The organism is Cellvibrio sp. BR, assembly GCF_000263355.1.
Lineage (GTDB): Bacteria > Pseudomonadota > Gammaproteobacteria > Pseudomonadales > Cellvibrionaceae > Cellvibrio.
In genome coordinates this window covers 206,478-224,663 of the sequence record NZ_JH668200.1, presented here as the reverse complement: position 1 = coordinate 224,663, position 18,186 = coordinate 206,478, and the positions used below count along the sequence as shown (strand labels likewise).

Annotated in this window: 17 protein-coding genes; 6 read left to right on the top strand and 11 right to left on the bottom strand. The window is 49.5% G+C overall.

Features of this window, described 5'->3' with window-relative positions; genetic code table 11:
• Window positions 1-81 precede the first annotated feature (81 nt).
• From O59_RS00940 to O59_RS00930, 3 genes are all read right to left on the bottom strand, one after another.
• Window positions 82-1,167 carry a type I restriction endonuclease gene (locus O59_RS00940; RefSeq protein WP_040391001.1) on the bottom strand — a complete coding sequence of 362 codons (1,086 nt, stop codon included), beginning with the start codon at window positions 1,165-1,167 and terminating at the stop codon, window positions 82-84.
• Window positions 1,168-1,330: 163 nt separating this feature from the next.
• On the bottom strand, window positions 1,331-1,735 hold the full coding sequence (locus O59_RS00935) for a type II toxin-antitoxin system VapC family toxin (protein ID WP_007638545.1): 405 nt from the start codon (window positions 1,733-1,735) through the stop codon (window positions 1,331-1,333).
• Window positions 1,736-1,745: 10 nt separating this feature from the next.
• Window positions 1,746-1,976, bottom strand: a complete 231-nt coding sequence (locus O59_RS00930; protein WP_007638544.1) for an antitoxin — start codon at window positions 1,974-1,976, stop codon at window positions 1,746-1,748.
• 284 nt (window positions 1,977-2,260) lie between these two features.
• Here O59_RS00930 and typA point away from each other — a divergent pair, with 284 nt between their 5' ends.
• Both typA and O59_RS00920 read left to right on the top strand, forming a co-directional pair.
• Window positions 2,261-4,087, top strand: coding sequence for a translational GTPase TypA (gene typA, locus O59_RS00925; protein WP_007638543.1), 1,827 nt, complete (start codon window positions 2,261-2,263; stop codon window positions 4,085-4,087).
• Between the two features lie 102 nt (window positions 4,088-4,189).
• A complete protein-coding gene (locus tag O59_RS00920) occupies window positions 4,190-4,849 on the top strand; it encodes a hypothetical protein (protein ID WP_007638542.1) in 660 nt (219 codons plus the stop codon).
• A gap of 37 nt (window positions 4,850-4,886) precedes the next feature.
• Here the strand turns inward: O59_RS00920 and hemH are convergent, their stop codons facing one another.
• On the bottom strand, window positions 4,887-5,909 hold the full coding sequence (gene hemH / locus O59_RS00915; protein ID WP_007638541.1) for a ferrochelatase: 1,023 nt from the start codon (window positions 5,907-5,909) through the stop codon (window positions 4,887-4,889).
• Between the two features lie 163 nt (window positions 5,910-6,072).
• Here hemH and O59_RS00910 point away from each other — a divergent pair, with 163 nt between their 5' ends.
• A complete protein-coding gene (locus O59_RS00910; RefSeq protein WP_040390998.1) occupies window positions 6,073-6,441 on the top strand; it encodes a thiol-disulfide oxidoreductase DCC family protein in 369 nt (122 codons plus the stop codon).
• On the opposite strand, the gene O59_RS00905 is transcribed toward O59_RS00910, so the two are convergent.
• Window positions 6,438-6,833, bottom strand: a complete 396-nt coding sequence (locus O59_RS00905) for a gamma-glutamylcyclotransferase (protein ID WP_007638537.1) — start codon at window positions 6,831-6,833, stop codon at window positions 6,438-6,440. The genes O59_RS00910 and O59_RS00905 overlap by 4 nt on opposite strands.
• Before the next feature lie 84 nt (window positions 6,834-6,917).
• Window positions 6,918-8,051: a PQQ-dependent sugar dehydrogenase gene (locus tag O59_RS00900; protein ID WP_007638536.1), complete on the bottom strand. Its 1,134-nt coding sequence runs from the start codon at window positions 8,049-8,051 to the stop codon at window positions 6,918-6,920.
• Between the two features lie 191 nt (window positions 8,052-8,242).
• Here O59_RS00900 and pip point away from each other — a divergent pair, with 191 nt between their 5' ends.
• The 3 genes from pip (at window position 8,243) to O59_RS00885 (ending at window position 10,171) form a co-directional block, all read left to right on the top strand.
• Window positions 8,243-9,214: a prolyl aminopeptidase gene (gene pip / locus O59_RS00895; protein WP_007638533.1), complete on the top strand. Its 972-nt coding sequence runs from the start codon at window positions 8,243-8,245 to the stop codon at window positions 9,212-9,214.
• Window positions 9,215-9,308: 94 nt separating this feature from the next.
• The gene (gene dtd / locus O59_RS00890) at window positions 9,309-9,749 is read left to right on the top strand and encodes a D-aminoacyl-tRNA deacylase (RefSeq protein WP_007638532.1); all 441 of its coding nucleotides are present in this window, start codon (window positions 9,309-9,311) and stop codon (window positions 9,747-9,749) included.
• 8 nt (window positions 9,750-9,757) lie between these two features.
• The gene (locus O59_RS00885; RefSeq protein WP_157152430.1) at window positions 9,758-10,171 is read left to right on the top strand and encodes a ribonuclease E inhibitor RraB; all 414 of its coding nucleotides are present in this window, start codon (window positions 9,758-9,760) and stop codon (window positions 10,169-10,171) included.
• Between the two features lie 15 nt (window positions 10,172-10,186).
• On the opposite strand, the gene O59_RS00880 is transcribed toward O59_RS00885, so the two are convergent.
• From O59_RS00880 to ubiE, 5 genes are all read right to left on the bottom strand, one after another.
• The gene (locus O59_RS00880) at window positions 10,187-12,955 is read right to left on the bottom strand and encodes an ATP-binding protein (protein ID WP_157152429.1); all 2,769 of its coding nucleotides are present in this window, start codon (window positions 12,953-12,955) and stop codon (window positions 10,187-10,189) included.
• A 27-nt stretch (window positions 12,956-12,982) separates the two neighbouring features.
• Window positions 12,983-14,821, bottom strand: coding sequence for a bifunctional diguanylate cyclase/phosphodiesterase (locus O59_RS00875; protein ID WP_007638526.1), 1,839 nt, complete (start codon window positions 14,819-14,821; stop codon window positions 12,983-12,985).
• A gap of 203 nt (window positions 14,822-15,024) precedes the next feature.
• Entirely contained in the window at window positions 15,025-16,683 is a 1,659-nt protein-coding gene (ubiB, locus tag O59_RS00870; RefSeq protein WP_007638524.1) for a ubiquinone biosynthesis regulatory protein kinase UbiB, read from the bottom strand.
• Window positions 16,680-17,297, bottom strand: coding sequence for an SCP2 domain-containing protein (locus tag O59_RS00865; RefSeq protein WP_007638522.1), 618 nt, complete (start codon window positions 17,295-17,297; stop codon window positions 16,680-16,682). The genes ubiB and O59_RS00865 overlap by 4 nt, the downstream gene beginning before the upstream one ends.
• On the bottom strand, window positions 17,297-18,046 hold the full coding sequence (ubiE, locus tag O59_RS00860) for a bifunctional demethylmenaquinone methyltransferase/2-methoxy-6-polyprenyl-1,4-benzoquinol methylase UbiE (protein ID WP_007638521.1): 750 nt from the start codon (window positions 18,044-18,046) through the stop codon (window positions 17,297-17,299). Before ubiE ends, O59_RS00865 begins: the two co-directional genes overlap by 1 nt.
• Between the last annotated feature and the right edge of the window lie 140 nt (window positions 18,047-18,186).

The window sequence follows — 18,186 nt, the reverse complement described above, 5'->3', positions numbered from 1 at the left end:
AAATCATTTGAATCGAAAAAGCTCGACTAAGCATGACTGTAAATGCGTCAAACTTAGTCGCTGTTTATTAATTTAAGAAAACTACTCCTTTGCTGCTGTCTCATATGATGAAATTGTGGCTTTCAGTTGATCTGCAAAATTGAAAATATCGTCAATGCTTTCAAGAGGTTGTAGTAACTCCTCCTTTTTCTCATTAAAAATACCTAATCGCAGATTCTGAGGATTGTTAAAGCGCAATCTACAGATTGGTTTTCGATTATTATCATCTAGCAAAATTGCACAGTAACTTTGTGCGTCGCGCATAACTATGCGCTTTGGACTGATGAACTCGCGCAGAATCGCGCGAACGAGGTGGAACCCCTCTGCCTCGTCTTCGGTAGTGACAACCTGAGGTTCAGAAGTGTTTTCCGAAGGAATAATTGGAGCACTTTGTTCAATAACTAGCGTTTTTTCTGGCGTCATAGCACCTTTCAGCCGTTCATTAATACGCTCTCCTAACAGCTGTTCAAATGCACGTTTAGTAATAAGTGTGAATTGATCTTTTACAACAGGCGTAAATCGTTTATTGCCAAGCAACTCATACGATATTAAACGAACGAATTCTTCAGGTGGATTCGTCATCCATTCAGCTAATCGATTTTGGATTGCTCTGGTATATTTCAGATCATTGGCGGTGGTGAGGATCGTATCAAGATCAAACGAGGCTTTCGCAAATTTTTTTAATTCTTCAACATCTCGCTCTTTGAAATCGAGAATATTAAATTCAAAGAAGGGCTTTTCATCCATTTTATTGGGTTGTTCAAGATCCGTGAAAAATCGATAGACAAGTCCATTTGTTAGTACTCCAAACCGAGCCGCAGTTACATGGAAGTAACGAAAAAGCTGGCTAGCATTATTTATGTTTAAATCCCCGCCCGCTTTTTTGCACTCGAAAAGCATAATAGGTTGGCCATCTTTAAGAATCGCATAATCCACTTTCTCGCCTTTCTTGGTCCCAATGTCTGCAATCAGCTCGGGGGTAACTTCTAGTGGATCAAAAACGTTGTAGCCCAAAATCTGAATGAAGGGCATGATCATTGAGTTTTTTGTGGCTTCCTCCGTTTGAATCAAACTCTTGGTGTTAAGTATTCGAGTCGAAAGAACACGAAGTTGATCTATGAAGTCCATAAGTAAAATCTCTTGATTAGATTTGTAATTTCGCCAACCCACCGTAGTTGGTGCGCTACAAAATCAAGCGCGTTAGTGATTGGCATTCCTGATTTTCGTCAACATCTTTACACTCACGACTATGGAGTTTAACTACAAATTTGGATATCGCCATTACACGCGACTACACCCAATTTTCCACCCTCAATCCGTCCACGCGCAAAAATTCTCTTTCGTTATTGGTTACCAGTACCCAGTCTTGCGATCGAGCGTGGGCGGCGAGCCACAAATCATTATTGCCAATGATCTGGCCGGATTTCTGTAGCGCCGCGCGAATGTCGCCGTAGTGTCCGGTCACTTCATCCGTTAGCGCTTCGATGTTCATGAGGTTAGTAAGCTCATCAATAACGGCCATCGCCCGGTTTTTTGCATGGCTTTTTTCCGCACCGAAGCGCAGTTCGCCCAAGGTAATTACTGACATGGCCAACTCATTAGCGGCATGCCGGGTGAAGCGTTCACGCACAGATGAGGGGTTATGTTTGGCGATATAAATGCAGATGTTGGTGTCGAGCAAGTAGCGTGTTGGCATAGCTATTCCTTTAGAAGTCTTCTCTTTCCTGTGGTGGCTGGTCGTCGCGGTCTTGTGCCATAAAGTCGGCGGGGAGCTGGGTAAGGGCATCAAAGATGGCGCCTGCATTGGGTGATACAGCGCGCAGGATTATTTCGTCGCCGCGCCGAAAAATTTCAACCTGGTCTACGTCAAAACGAAACTCTTTAGGGAGCCTTACGGCTTGGCTATTGCCGGATTGAAAAACACGTGCAAGTGTCATGATTGTTTCTCCGTCGCCCCGTACAGTGAGCTTCCAGGTTTAAAAGTGATTGCAACCAGGCGGCTGCTTGAAATTTAAGTGGCCATGCAAAGCAACTGCTTCCGGCGCACATATGATGTGAATACATGAAGTATATACCCGAAGTATTTACACTAACAGCTTAAAATTTCGCCAATAGAGGCGCCGTAAGCATATCCGTGCAACACCTTCATAGGTATAATGCGCGCCTTTTTACGCTTCCCCATTTGCCTTTCTTTAGGCGCATACCCAAGAGTAATTCCATAGTGACAGACAATTCAGCAATCGAAAAACTACGCAATATCGCCATTATCGCCCACGTTGACCACGGCAAAACCTCTATGGTTGACCAGTTGTTGCGCCAATCAGGGACCCTTGATCGTCGCGATGACGGCGCCGACCTGATCATGGACAGCAACGATCAGGAGCGCGAGCGCGGCATTACCATTCTGGCGAAAAATACCGCCATCAAATGGAATGACTATCGCATCAACATCGTGGACACTCCCGGCCACGCCGACTTCGGCGGTGAAGTAGAGCGCGTATTGTCAATGGTTGACTCGGTATTGCTGATTGTGGACGCCGTTGGCGGCCCAATGCCACAAACCCGTTTTGTAACCTCCAAAGCGTTTGAACAAGGTTTGAACCCGATTGTGGTGATCAACAAAATCGACCGTCCCGGCGCTCGCCCTGAGTGGGTGGTAGATCAAGTATTTGACCTGTTTGACCGCTTGGGTGCGACTGAAGAACAGCTCGACTTCCCGATCATTTACGCCTCCGCGTTGAATGGTGTTGCTGGCCTGTCACCCGATGACATCGCCGATGACATGACTCCGCTGTTCCAAATGATCGTAGACAAAGTGAAGCCGCCTAAAGTTGACCTGGACGGCCCCTTCCAAATGCAAATTTCGGCGCTGGACTACAGCAGCTATGTGGGTGTTATCGGTATTGGCCGTATCACTCGCGGCAGTCTGTCGCCCAACCAACAGATCGTGGTGGTTGACCACGAAGGCAACACCCGTAAAGCGAAAGTGCTGCAAGTGATGGGTTACCACGGCTTGCAACGTATCGAGACCGACAAAGCTTACGCGGGCGATATCGTGTGTATTACCGGTGTCGATAAACTCGGTATCTCCGATACCCTGTGTAGCCCGGATTGTATTGAGCCCTTGCCAGCACTGTCGATTGACGAGCCAACCGTGAGCATGACCTTCCAGGTAAATGACTCGCCCTTTGCTGGTAAAGAAGGCAAGTTCGTCACCAGCCGTAACATCAAAGACCGTTTGGATCAGGAATTGATTGCCAACGTAGCGCTGCGCGTACAGCAAGGCGATTCACCGGATAAATTTATCGTTTCCGGTCGCGGTGAATTGCACCTGTCGGTACTGATCGAAAACATGCGTCGTGAAGGCTACGAGTTGGGTGTATCGCGCCCGGAAGTGGTTCAGAAAATTATCGACGGCGTGGTACATGAGCCCTTCGAGCAAGTGGTTATCGACGTTGAAGAAGAGCATCAAGGTAAAGTAATGGAAGAGCTTGGCCTGCGTAAAGGCGAGCTGAACAATATGGAGCCGGATGGCAAAGGCCGCATCAAGTTGGAATTCCTCTGCCCATCGCGCGGCTTGATCGGTTTCCGTGGCCAGTTCCTGACCATGACTTCCGGTTCCGGCATCATGACCAGTATTTTTGACCACTACGGCCCGGTAAAAGAGGGTGAAGTCGCCAAGCGTCAAAACGGTGTATTGGTTTCCATGGTGAAAGGTAAAACCCTCGCCTACGGCCTGCACCCACTGCAAGATCGCGGTCGTTTGTTCCTCGGTGCTGGTGTGGAAGTGTACGAAGGTCAAATCGTGGGTATTCACTCGCGCTCCAATGACCTGGTAGTAAACCCAACCAAAGCCAAGCAATTGACCAACGTACGTGCTTCCGGTACTGACGATGCGCTGACCCTGTCTCCGCCTATCCGTCACACTCTTGAGCAAGCATTGGAATTTATTGAAGATGACGAATTGGTAGAAGTAACGCCACAAAGCATCCGCCTGCGCAAAAAACTGCTCACCGAAAACGAGCGTAAGCGCGGCAAAAAAGCGTAACGATTATTGCCTGATTAAATAATTGTTCTGTTTTGCAAAAATCCCCGACGTAAAACCTCGGGGATTTTTTTTGCACAACAAGCCACTTATTGGACATTCCCAATGAACATCAAACAAGCTATTTTCATCGCGTTTAAACAAAATTTCTTGCCTGGTTTGGTGTTGCAAATTTTTGCAGTCAGTATGTTGTTGGTTTATTTTTTTATCCCTGCCGCCAAGCCGGCGTTCACCTTATTTGGCGAGTTAAAACAAACTTACGGATTTGGTTATTCATTTATTGCTACCGCGCTGTTTGGTGGATTAATTCCATTCCTGTATTTGTGGTTAAGCAATAGCCTTCCGCCGCGTTGCAACCTTCTGGTGTTACTGATTTTTTATATTGTCTTTTGGGGATTAAAAGGCATGGAGGTGGATTTTTTCTATCGCCTGCAGGAGCAGTGGTTTGGTAGTGGTAATGACTTACCGACGATAGCCACTAAAATGGCGGTGGATCAATTTCTTTACAGTGCACTCTGGGCGGCACCGGGCATTACTATTGTGTATCTATGGATGGAGTCCGGCTGGAGTGTTCGTGCAATGCGGCAGGCAATGAGCAGGGAATTTTTCTTGGTGAAAATTCCCACGGTTATTTTATCCAACTGGTTGGTGTGGATTCCGGCAGTGAGTGTGGTTTATGCCATGCCCACAGAATTGCAAATTCCTTTGTTTAATTTGGTGTTGTGTTTTTGGGTGTTGCTGTTGGCGGTATTAAATAAAAAATAATTTGCTCCCTGCCTTTTTTAAAAAGACAGGGAGGTTTCTATACCTTTGATTTTAATAATTCCACCAGCGCATGAATATGATCCGCGCGGTCATTCAGGGCTGGAATGTAAGCGTATTTTTCTCCGCCCGCTGCTATAAACGCATGGCGATTTTCCACTGCCAATTCCTCTAAGGTTTCCAAACAGTCGGCGCTAAATGCCGGCGATATAATCGCGATATCTTTGATGCCGTCTTTCGGCAGATTTTCCAATGTTTCATCGGTATAGGGTTTCAGCCATTCCTCGCGACCAAAACGCGATTGAAAACTGGTGAGGCATGTGTTTTTATCCAAGCCCAGTCTTTCCTGCACCAAACGCGTGGTTTTTTGACACAGACAAAAGTAGGGGTCGCCCGAGGTTAAATAACGTTTGGGCATGCCGTGATAGGAAAAAATAATTTTTTGCGGCAGGCCATTTTGTTCAATGTGCTCGCGCACAGAGTTAGCCAGTGCTTCCACGTAGAGCGGCTCATCACAATAATTATTAATAAAATGTAACTCCGGCACCCAGCGCCAGGTTTTTAATTCCATCGCTACGGCATCAAAGGTTGAGCCGGTGGTGGGGCCAGCGTATTGCGGGTAGAGTGGCAACACAATAATTTTGCGCACGCCTTCGAGTTGCAATTCACGCAGCGCACTGTGAATGGACGGGTTGCCATAGCGCATGCCCAATTTAACACTGAAGCCATTCCCCAGCTGTTCCTGAATCGCCACCTGTTGTTGTTTGCTAATTGCCAGTAGCGGCGAGCCTTCGCTGGTCCACACACTTTTATACAGCGCAGCAGATTTTTTTGGGCGCACGCGCAAAATAATGCCGTGCAAAATCAGCATCCAAATCACGCGCGGTACTTCAATCACTCGCGGATCAGCCAAAAACTCTGCGAGGTAGCGACGCAGGGCGGGTGTGGTGGGGGCATCGGGCGTGCCCAGATTTGCCAGCACAATACCGATTTTTGCCTTGGGTTTATTGGCGGCGTGAAAAATCGGGTCTATGTCGTAATTCAGTGCTGTGTATTGACTCATTATCTATCTCCGTAAAACGCGATGCGCTAAAACCTGCGGCGCTAAAGCAGCACAACATACCCGCTCGCTGTGAGTCCGGCAAGGCGAGCGTTGATCCAGGTGGGAAGAACTGGCGTAAGTATTAACGTTTGAGAAACCACTCGTTAATTGAGGTTTGCGATTTATGCCATTGCCCCTGCCCATCCAAAGCGCCCAACTTTTTTATGATGGCCGCTGTCCATTGTGCGCAGGGGAGATGGCTCTTTTACGCAAACACAAACGTGCTGGATTAACCCTGGTGGATATTCACTCGCTGCTGAGTATTAGTGAGGCAGAGCGCGAGCAGATGTTGCGCGATTTGCATCTGTTATTGCCGGATGGTCGCTGGCTGTTAGGCGTGGAGGCGAATGTAGCGGCCTGGTCATTTACACCCATGGGCTTTTTATGGAAGCCGCTGCGCTGGCGAATTTGGTCGGGGCTGGTGGATCGTGTTTATCGCCGCTGGGCAGATAAGCGTTACTGCAAAAGCTACGCGTGCGTGATAAATAATTAAGGGTTCAGAAAGTCGCCACTGGTGATAATTTCCAAACCCTCACTGGCGTGTTGATAAGCGTAAACCCATGCCGACAGCGCTACTCCTGACGTCGTTAGTAAATTAATTTTCTGGCGTTGATATTCCTGATCCGGTTGTGCGGGGTAATCGCACTCTTCATACACATCCAATCGTGCTAATTGCTCCGCGGAGTGGAGTTTATAAACCTCTCCAATCACCTTGCTCCCACTGTTATCGAGTTTCAGCGCCGGATAATAGCTAACCCGAAACAAAGTGCCATCTACTGCTGCGCTGTCGATAAATTCTGCACCTGCCAAATAAATATTGTGTGCCCCTGTGCTGCACGCGCGGCGCAAGGTGCCGTACACAAAAATAAATTCACCGTCGTACATAAATTAATTCACTTCTGACTCGCCAATAAAAACTCCCGCCGTAGCGGGAGTTCAGCATAACTTTTTCAGGTTAAGGCGTAAAAATTATTTGGGTGATAGTTGATAAATTTTTGCTTTGCTCTCATCGCTCACCAGATAAATCAAACCATCTGGCCCCTGCACTACCGAGCGGAAGCGTGCGCCCAGTTCTTTTTTCAGCAGGCGCTCCTCTTTGGTGATTTTGTCGCCTTCCAGTGTCAAACGCACCAGAGTTTGTTCGCGCAAGCTGGCGAGTAAAATATTGTTTTTCCACTGTGGAAATTTATCGCCGGTGTAAAAAATAAAACCGGCTGTTGCGATAGAAGGAACCCATTTATAAACCGGTTGCTCCATGCCCGCTTTGTGAGTGCCTTCGCCAATTTTGCCGCCGCCGTAATTTTCACCGTAGGTGATTACCGGCCAACCGTAATTTTTGGTCGCTTCATCAATATTTAATTCATCGCCGCCTTGCGGGCCATGTTCACCGGTCCAGAGCTTTTGGGTGAGCGGGTTAATCGCGGCGCCTTGCACATTGCGGTGGCCGTAAGACCAAATCTCGGGCAGTGCCCCGGCAGTTTTTACATAGGGGTTATCGGCTGGTACTGTGCCGTCGGCATTAATGCGCACGACTTTGCCCTGATGGTTATCCAGGGTTTGGGCTTTGTCTTTTTGGCTGTAGCGATCGCCCAGGGTGATAAACAAGGTGCCATCCGGCGCCCACACCAAGCGCGAACCGAAATGCGCGCTGGAATCAATTTTAGGTTGTTGGCTAAATACCCGGGTGACGTTTTCGAGTTTGTCGCCCGCGAGTGTTGCATAGCTCACTGCGGTGCTATTGCCACCGGTACCCGGCTCGGAATAACTGAAATAGATACGTTTGCTGGCGGCAAAATCTGGTGCCAATATCACATCCAGTAAACCGCCTTGGCCTTGGGCGTAAATGTCCGGCAAGCCAGCGAGCGGCGCACCTACTTTGCCATCGGCGCCGACAATGCGCATCCGCCCGGCGCGCTCGGTGACTAACATGCGGCCGTCGGGCAGGAACGCCATGCCCCATACGTTTTGCAAGCCTTCTGCGATGGTTTTTACTTGAATCGCCCCGGTTTCGGTTTTTACGTCCAGAGTTTTGGCATCCACCATGGGGGTAGCGATCAGGCAAGCCAGTAAACCGAGTTTGCGCAGGGGGGTAAATAATGTCATAGCAGTCTCCTCAATCAATTTGACTCAGGGTAACAAGCGGGGTGATGGGCAGCAAATAAAGCTTTGTTAAGCGATTTTGGCGGATGCTTGCACAGAGAAAAGATTCGGGTTTAACAGGGGGATGTGCTACCTTTATGACAATCTAATCCCGGTGTTGTAGACCCGAACACTGACCCGAACAAGGCGAGTTTATGCAGATTTTTTATCCCGAGATCAAACCCTACCAACGTCACCAGATCGCTGTAGAAGCCCCCCACGAATTGTATGTCGATGAATCCGGCAACCCCGATGGCATCCCCGTATTGTTTGTACACGGTGGCCCCGGTGCGGGTTGTGGTAAATACGACCGCCGCTTTTTTGATCCGGAAGTCTATCGCATCGTTTTGTTTGATCAGCGCGGCGCTGGCCGTTCGCGCCCCCACGCAGAATTGGAAAATAACACCACACAAAAATTGGTGGAGGATATTGAAGTCATTCGCACCACGCTCGGTATTGATAAGTGGGTGCTGTTTGGCGGTTCCTGGGGTTCAACCCTGAGTCTGGTTTACGCACAAACTTATCCCGAGCGAGTATTGGGGTTAATTTTGCGCGGGATTTTTCTCTGCCGCCGCACCGATCTGCTCTGGTTCTATCAAGAGGGCGCAAGCCGTTTATTCCCCGACTTTTGGGATGACTTTGTCGCACAAATTCCTGAAGCAGAGCGCGGCGATATGATCGCCGCTTACTATCGCCAACTCATTGGTGAAAACCAGATCCAACAAATGTCTGCCGCCAAAACCTGGGCTGGCTGGGAGGGGCGCACGGCGACACTCAAACCCTGTCAGGATGTGGTGGACTCCTTTACTGAACCCCATCGCGCGTTGTCGCTCGCGCGTATTGAAGCGCATTATTTTATGAATAATGCGTTTTTGGAGGAGAACCAAATTCTGCGCGACGCCCATAAACTCGCCGGTATTCCCGGCATGATTGTGCACGGTCGCTACGATGTGATTTGCCCGCTCGACAACGCCTACGCGCTGCACAAAGCCTGGCCGGGTTCCGAGTTACAAATCATCCGCGAAGCGGGCCACGCCTCGCGGGAGCCAGGAATTGTGGACGCCCTGATACGCGCGACCGATGATCTCGCCAAAAAAATTCTGCATACCAGTGATCGCCTTGCCTGATGCCCCGAGTGTTTCGGCGTACAGCTAACGGAGCCTGATGGCTCCGTTGTTTTTAGCAAGGCAAAAATTTATTCAGGTGATACACGGAAACAACATGTTAGGGTTATTGCAACGGGTTAGCGAAGCGTCAGTCACTGTCGATAACACAGTGGTCGGTGAAATTGGTCAGGGTATTTTGCTATTGCTCGGCATTCAAAAAAACGATACACCGGAGACAGCCAATAAACTTATCGACAAAATCCTCGCCTACCGGATCTTCGCCGATGAAAACAACAAAATGAATTGTAATCTGCAGCAAGTGGCGGGCGGTATTTTAGTGGTATCGCAATTTACCCTTGCAGCCGATACCAACAAGGGGCTGCGCCCCAGTTTTTCCTCCGCCGCACCACCGGCTGCAGCGCAGGAACTGTATGATTATTTTGTCGCACAGTTGCGCAGTAAACACTCGTTAGTCGCCACGGGTATTTTTGCGGCCGATATGAAAGTCGCATTAATTAACGATGGGCCAGTAACCTTTTTGCTTGAAATGGAATAACCCCTTATTTGCCCGATCTTATGGGCAGTGATTATTTATGTTTACCGGAGAACATGATGAACTTCCCGAATGATGACGATGGCGGTCTGTTACAAATGCTGCACGAACACGGCATAGATTTAACCCAGGCGATGGATTTGGAATTTGGTGTGCATTGCCCCGATGAAGCCACTGCGCTGCAAATAGAGCAGGTGCTACAAACGGCTGGCTACAAAGCCCATGCGCTTTATGATGAGGGCGATTTGGAAGAGGGCGAAGCCATGACTACGGAGAATGAAGAGTCCTGGCCTTTCTGGGCGGTGGTGGCGTTTATCACTATGGTGCCGGAATACCATGAAATACAGCGGATTCAGGCACATTTGAATGAACTGGCAGGCCCGCTGGGTGGTGAATCCGACGGTTGGGGCGCGGTGATTGAATAAGCAAAAGTGGATATGTTAATTCTCTTCTGCCAGCGCATTTAGCCACTCGCTAACCAGCGCTTCCACCCGTTCCAAATCGTATTGCCGCAGTGCCGTTAACAATTGTTGATGGCGCTGTTTACCTAGTTGTTCAGCGGTTAACTCTGCCATCATTTTTTTACAATTGCCCATATCGCCACTGGCGGCGGCGGCGACAAATTCATTCAGCAAAAGTTTGATTGGCTGTAAATCGGGTTGCTGCAGCAATTCAACAGCGGGGTTGGGCACGGACTTTTCATGGTGATTATCGCCATCAAAATGTGCGCGGGTGAAATGGCGCAAGGCATTATAAATATCGTCAAACGCGTAGGGTTTGCCAATAAATTCCTGAAAGCCTTGGGCTAAATAATAACTGCGCTCATGCTCAAGGCTGGAGGCCGAGACCGCCACAATCGGCGTTGTTTGGTAATTAGTGCGCGCGCGCAATTGGCGAAACATTTCCAAACCATTGATACCGGGCATACGAATGTCAGTAAAAACAATATCGAAGTTGTGCGCGTGACACATAGCCAAACCTTCGCGGCCATCGTGTGCTGCGTAAGTGTCACAGCCAATTTGCTGTAATAAATCCACTAAAATTTCACAGCTGGCAAAATCATCTTCTACCACCAGTGCTTTGACCTGGCAGCCCTCGGCCATCCGTGTTACGCGGGTATTGGTATCGCGCGGGTCGAGTAAAATATTTTCGCTCACCAGTGGCAAGCGCAGATGCGCGAGTGTGCCCTGACCCAAGACACTGGAGAGCTGCAAGCTACCGCCCATGCCTTCAGCCAAATGGCGCGAGAGTGTCAAACCTAATCCGGTACCGCCCACGTCCTCACCGGCTTGCCCTTGTTTAAACGCGGCAAATAGTTCGGCCAGTTCATCCTCTGAAATTCCCGGCCCGGTATCGCCAATCACAAATTCCACTTCACCCTGCAAATTGGCAACGTACAAACTGACGCTGCCTTGCGGAGTAAACTTAATGGCATTGCCCAACAGGTTTAATAATATTTGCCCAATTTTTTGGCGATCACCTTTCACAATATAGGGACTGGGTAAATCTACCTGGGTGATAAGTTGCAACCCTTTGGTGTCGGCGCGCTCCGCCATAATGGTTTGAATGTCCGCCACTTCCTGATGCAAATCAAAATATTCTTTGCGCAAGTTGAGCACGCCAGATTCAATTTTGGATAAATCCAATACATCGTTGATCAATCCCAGCAAGCGCTGGCTGGACACCAAAATTAATTGCAACCGCTCGCGCTGGGTGCCGGTAATTTTTTCATCGCGCATTAATAATTGCGTATAACCCAACACGGCATTTAACGGCGTGCGAATTTCATGGCTCATATTGGCAAGGAAACGGCTTTTGGCGCGTGTGGCTTCTTCGGCGGCCTCCTTGGCGTAAGAGAGCTGGCGCTCAGCATTTTTTTGCGCGGAAATATCGCGCCCGATGCCCAAAATTCCCACCACCTCACCCGTGTCATCGCGCAGCGATACTTTGATCGTGTCGAGTAAATATTGCTGCTCAGGGCTGATGGTAATCAATTGTTCATAGCGATGCGCGGCGTCGCTATTGAGTGTGGCCTGGTCATTTTGTTGAAACAAGGCAGCGAGTTCCGCACTCACCAATTGCTCTTCGCTTTTGCCAATAATATCTGCCTCGGTTAATTCCAGCATCGCGGCAAAGGCTTTGTTGCAGCTGATATAAACCCCCTGCAGATTTTTGAACCACACCGGGTCGGGAATATTATCGAGCAGGCTGCGCAAATGTTGTTCCCGTGCGCGCAGGGCCTGTTGCGATTCCTGCAGTTGTTCCTGTGCTTGCTGGCGCTGTACGACTTCGTTTAACAGCCAATCATTGGCTTTGCGCAGCGCTTGGGTGTGGGAGAGAATTTCCTCTTCCAATTTGCGTTGGTTTTGATTGAGTAATTCATCGTGCTGTTGGCGCGTGCGAATATACGCTGACAACAAACCAATTAACGTCAGACCGATAGCGAGTGCGGAAAATTGCAGCCAACTGGGTTGATACCAGGGCGCTTCATCCAATTTTGCAGCTAAGGTCATGGCACTGGCTGCATCAGCGAGCCGCTGCGCTTCAGAATGTTGGATATAACCGAGGGCTGAGACTAAAAAAAATACTAAACCCACTCCCACACACAGCAATAAAAATGCTTGGGCGTGAGTGTTGTGGCGCACGCGGGGAATGAGCACCCAGGCAAACAGCGCGGTGAAGGTCAGCATGCCAATACTGTCACCCATCCACCAAAATGCCCAAGCCTTGCCCAACTCCACATCAGGTATCAAACCAAGGTAAGAAAAAGTAGCAATACCCACGGAGGGGGCGATTAAGGCACAACCAAATACGCTACTGATAAAACCCAGTGTGCGCGGTAAATTCACCAGCAGGTTTCGGCTTAAAATCCCTTGATTAATGCGCGCAATAATAATGGCTTGCAGCAACATGGCGGTGCTGACGACTCCGCCTGCAAGTAGTGTGGTGAAGCTAATACCAAATGCGGGATAAAGATGAATGCTGAAGTTGGTGGCAAAAGCGCCTACCAATAAACCCGGTGCGATACGCAAACCAAATAATAAAAGGCCAAACAGTGCAAACCCGGCAGCAGGCCAAATTAAAGAAACTTGCGCCGTGAGTGAACTCCAGGCGGAGCCACATTGCGCCAGAAAAAAATACCCTACTGCAAACATCAGGTTTAATACTGGCAATTTCGCCAGGAGATAGATTTTTTTGCGCTTGCTCATCACCACTGGCGAGTTTCCTTATTGTTATTAACTGCCCTGCTGCACTTTATTTAGCAACAGGGTTTCCAGTGCCTGATAGTTTAATGCCTGTGGGCGATGATGATGGTAGCCCTGACCCCAGCGCACACCCAAAGCGTAGAGCTTTTGCGCAACTTCCTCGGTTTCAACAAATTCGGCAATGACTTCTTTATTGAGTGAAGCCGCCATTTCCACAATGGATTTCACCATCGCATAGTGCGATACATCGCTATCCATATCGCGCACAAAAATACCGTCAATTTTTATTTTGTCGAACGAGAGTTGATGCAAGTAAGCGTAGGAGGCAAAACCACTGCCGAAATCATCCAGCGCAAAGTGACAGCCAAATTCACGCAATTGCTGCATAAAGTGACGAGCGGAATCGACGTTTACAATTGCCTGGGTTTCCGTAATTTCAAAGCAGAATTTTTGCGGCGGTAAATTAAATTGGCGGAAGCTATTGATGATGGATTGGGCGAATTGGGTTTCGCGAATCGAGAAGGCCGAAATATTAATGGACACCATATCCATTTGTTCCAGTAACTCGCGGTGCTGGGTAAAAAATGACAGGGTGGCGTTGAGCATCCACTTGTCCAGTTCCGGAATTAAATGCAAACGCTCGGCGGGGCCAATAAATTCACCCGGTGAGATCATGCGTTGATGTTCCGCATCCCACAGGCGCATTAATACTTCCAGGCGATACTGCGGAACATCTTCTTTCCGCGTGGCCGGAAAATATTCGATCATCTGGAAATAAGCGCGGAAGGATTGGTTGTGAATGGCATCCACCAGGCGCGAGGCCCAGTTGATATTTTCTTTGTGCAGGCTGCTGCGTTTGGCGGCGTCTTCATAACTGTAAATGCCGCCGCGCACTTCCTGCTTGGCCACAAAAATCACTTCATCGGCGGCGAGCATCACCTGATCGTAACTCACCATAGTGCGGGTGAGCGGCACCGTCGCAATAGAGGCCGCTAATTTGAATTGGCGATCTTCCCACTGGAAATTAAAATCTTGCAGGTGCGTCAAAATAGATTGCGCCAGCGCGTAGCCTTTGTCGCCCTCATCGCAATAAGTCACCACCGCAAAACGGTCGCCACCGAGACGGGCAAAAAAATCATTGCGTGTTAATAGGCCGCTGATGGTATCGGCAAATTGACGCAGCAATTCATCGCCGGCAATACAACCACAACTTTCATTAATCAAGCGGAAGCGGTCGATATCGATCATCAAAAACGACGCGTCCACGTCCTGCACTTGAATGCGGGCGAGTAATTCGGAGACAAAGGATTCAAGGGCGTTGCGGTTGTGGAGGCGGGTAACAAAATCGTGGGTGGCGAGGTAATTAAGGCGGTCTTGCATATAGCGACGCTCATTAATTTCTTCGCGCAATTGGCGATTGGCAATGGTGAGTTCGGAGGTGCGCTCACGCACTTTGGTTTCCAGCTCGCGATTAAAGGATTTTAATTCGGCGAGCATTGCCTGCCGTTCCAATTGGTGACGCACGCGGGCGCGCACTTCGTCGGCATTAATCGGTTTGGTAATGTAGTCGGCGCCGCCTACGCGAAACCCTTGGCTGATATCGTCAGTGCGCGCGGTGACAAAAATAATCGGAATTTCCGTGGTGCTAAGGTCGCCTTTCAGGCGGGTGCAAACATCAAAACCATTGATGTCGGGCATCATCACATCGAGCAGGATTAAATCGGGCAGACGGCGTGTCGCCAACTCCAATGCGCGCTCCCCGGAGGTGGCAACAATTAGCTGGCAATCCAAATCCTCCAGAATGCCGCTCAGCACATCCAGATTCTCGGGGGTATCATCCACTAACAGAATACGCGTCGCACTCGACATAACAATGAAATCCTTCGCTATCGCTATTGTTGATATTCGATAATAACAGAAGGAATCAGAATAGCTACGCGGTGATTATGAAGTTTTGTTTAGCATTCAGGCTGTAGTGCAGAAGGATGTTATATAGGCGCAAATACTTGTATGCGTACAACCATACTTGCACACATAGGTAGGCTGCCATCACTGGTTCGATGAGTTTGTTATTACTTTTTAAACCAGAGTGCCAGCAAACCAATCGCCACCAACGCGATGCTTGCCGGTGATACATCCGCTATCAGCCAATCCCTTAATACTGCCGAACCTTGGGTGTCTTGATAGAAGAAATAACCCGCCCCACCAAAGGCCACCAGTGCGATCAGTTTACGGCGACCGCGATGCTGTTGCATATTACGGCGGCTTACATCGCGTTCCAGTGCATCCAGTTTTTGGCTGATGAGCGGTAACTGTTGCAGGCTGTTAAAAATCAGATCCGGCACCTGCGGGAATTTTTCCATCCACTCGGGCGCGTAGCGTTTGAGTTCACCCCAGAGTGATTTGGGATGGAAACGGTTTTTCAGCCAGCGTTCCAAAAACGGATGGGCAGTCACCCATAAATCCAAATCCGGGTAGAGTTGGCGGCCCAAGCCTTCAATATTCAGCAGGGTTTTTTGCAGCAGTACTAATTGCGGTTGCACTTCCATATCAAAGCGGCGCGCGGTGCGGAATAAACTCAGCAGCACATTGGCAAAGGAAATTTCTTTCAGCGGTTTTTCAAAAATGGGTTCGCATACAGTGCGGATCGCCGCTTCCAATTCTTCTACTCGCACGGTCTTGGGTACCCAGCCGCTTTGCACGTGCAGTTCAGCTACCAAACGATAATCGCGGCGGAACATAGCGAGCAGGTTGCGCGCTAAATAATATTGATCCTCGCGCGTAAGCGAGCCGACAATCGCCATGTCCACCGCAATGTATTGCGGCAGCTGCGGGTTTTTAGCGGACACAAAAATATTGCCCGGGTGCATGTCGGCGTGGAAAAAATTGTGCTCGAACACCTGGGTGAAAAAAATCTCCACGCCGCGCTCGGCAAGTTTTTTCATATCGGTATGTTGTGCGGTCAGAGCGTTGATGTCCGTTACTGGAATACCGTAAATGCGCTCCATCACCAACACATTGCTGCGCGTGTAATCCCAATAAATTTCGGGCACATAGAGCAGCGGCGAGTTTAAAAAGTTGCGGCGCAATTGTGAGGCGTTAGCGGCTTCACGCTGTAAATCCAATTCATCAAAAATGGTGGTGCGATAATCTTGCACAATTTCCACCGGGTGCAAACGTTTGCCGTCCAGCGTATTTTTTTCTACCCAGCGGGCGACTAACAGCAGCAATTCAATATCCTGCTCTATCACTTGTTCAATGCCGGGGCGCACGACTTTGATGACCACTTCGCGGCCATCTTTTAATACCGCCGTATGCACTTGTGCGACGGAAGCTGAGGCCAGCGGTGCTTTGTCATAACTGGCAAAAATGGTATCGACACTGGCGCCGAGTGAGGTCTCAACAATGTGCTGGAATTCGTCGTTGGCAAAGGGGGCGACGTTATCCTGCAGGTGATTGAGTTCGAGCACTATATCGCCGGGCACTAAATCCGGCCGTGTTGACAGCAGCTGACCAAATTTTACAAAGATTGGCCCCAGGTCTTCGCAGGCGCGCCGTAAACATTCACCGCGAGTCAGTTTTTCTCCGCTGGGTGATGTAGGTTGGGGGAATAATTTGAACAAGAGCAACAGCGCGCGTGCCGCAAACGGCAGGTTAGTTGGCAGCAGTTGATCGAGACGATAGCGGGCAAATACACGCAGGATTTTTAACAGACGAAAAAAAACAATCACGGATTTGATTTCTCTTTAATGAGTTTTTCCATGCGTGCGGCTGCACGATCTACTGCCAAACGCAAATCATCTACCTGCTGGTAAAAATCTTCCAATTCCGGTTTGGCGGGCAGGGCTTTTAATTCTTCGGTGAGAAATTCACTGGTCAGGCGCTGGGCGCTGGTGGCGCGATCTTTAACCCAGCCGAATTGCGCGCGAATCAGCTGCGCGGTTTGGTGGCCGATAATATCGCCGGTGAATTGGCTGAGCATTTCTTCCCAGTCGATATCGAGGTTTTTCATCAGCCGCTGCAAATCGGCGAGCAGGCTTAAATCGCCCATCACCGTCACACCACTGTCTTTTAAATTGTGGATTTCGGTGTGTGCTAATTGTGCGAGCGCCAGCAGCGAGCCATTAATACGTGTATCCACATCGCCATCCCAGTTGCCCATCAAGCGCAATTCGTCATCCATCGGCAGCATAAATACCGTGATCGCCGGTGTGGTGATTTGCACTGCGAGAATTTTGCCTTCCAGTTGCATCAGCCCAATGCGTGTAGCGGGATCGTAACGCAGTGCGGTGTTAAGCATTTTTTCCGCGCTGGCGAGTGCGGCGGTGCTAAGCATGCCAGCCATTAAGGTTTAATCCCTTTGTGTAGCGCGACTATACCGCCGGTCATATTGTGGAATTCGGTGCGCACAAAACCGGCGGCATCCATCATGTCTTTCAGGGTTTGTTGATCCGGGTGCATGCGGATGGATTCGGCGAGGTAGCGATAGCTCTCGGCATCGTTAGTCACCAGCTTGCCCATAAACGGCAGCACTTTAAAGGAATAGGTATCGTAAATTTTGCTGAGGATTTCGCTCTGCGGTTTGGAGAATTCCAGCACCAGCAATCGTCCGCCCGGCTTTAATACGCGCAGCATGGAGCGCAAGGCGAGGTCTTTATCGGTGACATTGCGCAGGCCGAAGGCGATGGTAATGCAATCGAAAGTATTATCGGGAAACGGCAGGTACTGCGCATCGCACTGGGCAAAGTTGATGTTGCCGGCGATGCCGCGATCGGTCAGGCGGTCACGACCCACGCCAAGCATGGAGGCGTTGATGTCGGCGAGTATCACCTGCCCATTGGCGCCGACCAGCTTGGCAAATTGATAGCTCAAGTCGCCCGTGCCACCGGCTATATCCAAAACCTTGTGACCGGCGCGCACACCTGAGGCTTCAATAGTGAAACGCTTCCACAAGCGGTGAATGCCGCCGGACATCAAGTCGTTCATCACGTCATATTTGGCGGCGACTGAGTGGAATACCTCGGCGACACGCTCTGCTTTCTCTTCGACAGGAACTTGTTGAAAGCCAAAGTGAGTGGTTTTTTTCTCGTTCATAGCGGGTTCCAAGACTAGGCGCCCAGCGGGCGGGATAGCAGCACTGTGTGGTGGTAGTCTCTGATGACTGGCAGCATTGTACTGGCATTGGGCGTAAGGGGCGAGGCCATATCGCGCGGGAAAAAAGTGATAGTGTTTAT

Bases quoted from the DNA above. Each gene is read 5' to 3' on its own strand.
- O59_RS00940 (WP_040391001.1), bottom strand. From the start codon at position 1,167: ATGGACTTCATAGATCAACTTCGTGTTCTTTCGACTCGAATACTTAAC.
- O59_RS00935 (WP_007638545.1), bottom strand. From the start codon at position 1,735: ATGCCAACACGCTACTTGCTCGACACCAACATCTGCATTTATATCGCC.
- O59_RS00930 (WP_007638544.1), bottom strand. From the start codon at position 1,976: ATGACACTTGCACGTGTTTTTCAATCCGGCAATAGCCAAGCCGTAAGG.
- O59_RS00920 (WP_007638542.1), top strand. From the start codon at position 4,190: ATGAACATCAAACAAGCTATTTTCATCGCGTTTAAACAAAATTTCTTG.
- hemH (WP_007638541.1), bottom strand. From the start codon at position 5,909: ATGAGTCAATACACAGCACTGAATTACGACATAGACCCGATTTTTCAC.
- O59_RS00910 (WP_040390998.1), top strand. From the start codon at position 6,073: ATGCCATTGCCCCTGCCCATCCAAAGCGCCCAACTTTTTTATGATGGC.
- O59_RS00905 (WP_007638537.1), bottom strand. From the start codon at position 6,833: ATGTACGACGGTGAATTTATTTTTGTGTACGGCACCTTGCGCCGCGCG.
- O59_RS00900 (WP_007638536.1), bottom strand. From the start codon at position 8,051: ATGACATTATTTACCCCCCTGCGCAAACTCGGTTTACTGGCTTGCCTG.
- pip (WP_007638533.1), top strand. From the start codon at position 8,243: ATGCAGATTTTTTATCCCGAGATCAAACCCTACCAACGTCACCAGATC.
- dtd (WP_007638532.1), top strand. From the start codon at position 9,309: ATGTTAGGGTTATTGCAACGGGTTAGCGAAGCGTCAGTCACTGTCGAT.
- O59_RS00880 (WP_157152429.1), bottom strand. From the start codon at position 12,955: ATGAGCAAGCGCAAAAAAATCTATCTCCTGGCGAAATTGCCAGTATTA.
- O59_RS00875 (WP_007638526.1), bottom strand. From the start codon at position 14,821: ATGTCGAGTGCGACGCGTATTCTGTTAGTGGATGATACCCCCGAGAAT.
- O59_RS00865 (WP_007638522.1), bottom strand. From the start codon at position 17,297: ATGGCTGGCATGCTTAGCACCGCCGCACTCGCCAGCGCGGAAAAAATG.
- ubiE (WP_007638521.1), bottom strand. From the start codon at position 18,046: ATGAACGAGAAAAAAACCACTCACTTTGGCTTTCAACAAGTTCCTGTC.